The sequence below is a fragment of the Erwinia sp. B116 genome, from assembly GCF_002865965.1.
Taxonomy (GTDB): domain Bacteria; phylum Pseudomonadota; class Gammaproteobacteria; order Enterobacterales; family Enterobacteriaceae; genus Erwinia.
In genome coordinates this window covers 1559-1891 of the sequence record NZ_JRZZ01000093.1, presented here as the reverse complement: position 1 = coordinate 1891, position 333 = coordinate 1559, and the positions used below count along the sequence as shown (strand labels likewise).

1 protein-coding gene is annotated in these 333 nt (G+C 63.7%); it reads right to left on the bottom strand.

Going from position 1 to position 333, the window contains the following annotated elements; genetic code table 11:
* A partial coding sequence (locus tag NV64_RS22645) for an Ig-like domain-containing protein (protein WP_199177719.1) occupies window positions 1-333 on the bottom strand: 333 nt, incomplete at both ends.

Genomic DNA, 333 nt, shown 5'->3' with positions numbered 1-333 from the left:
GACAGGGTGCCGTTCGGCGCGGTCAGCGCTTCGCGGGTCAGGCCGGAGACCGCCTCAGAGAAGGTGATGGTCACGGTGGACGCTTCACCCGCCTTCAGCGCGGTATCGCTCAGCTGGATGGTGGCGGTCGGCAGTTGCGTGTCGATGGCGAAGTTGTCAGATTCCACCAGGCCCTGGCCGATATTGCCGGCCGCATCGCGAACGTACGACTGGTTCAGCACGATCAGGTTAGTCGCGTCGGTCACATCAGCGTTCGGCGTGTAAGTGCCGGTCCAGGTGATGCCGCCGTCGGTGGTGATCAGCTCGGACAGCGTCCCGTTTGGTGCTGCAAAT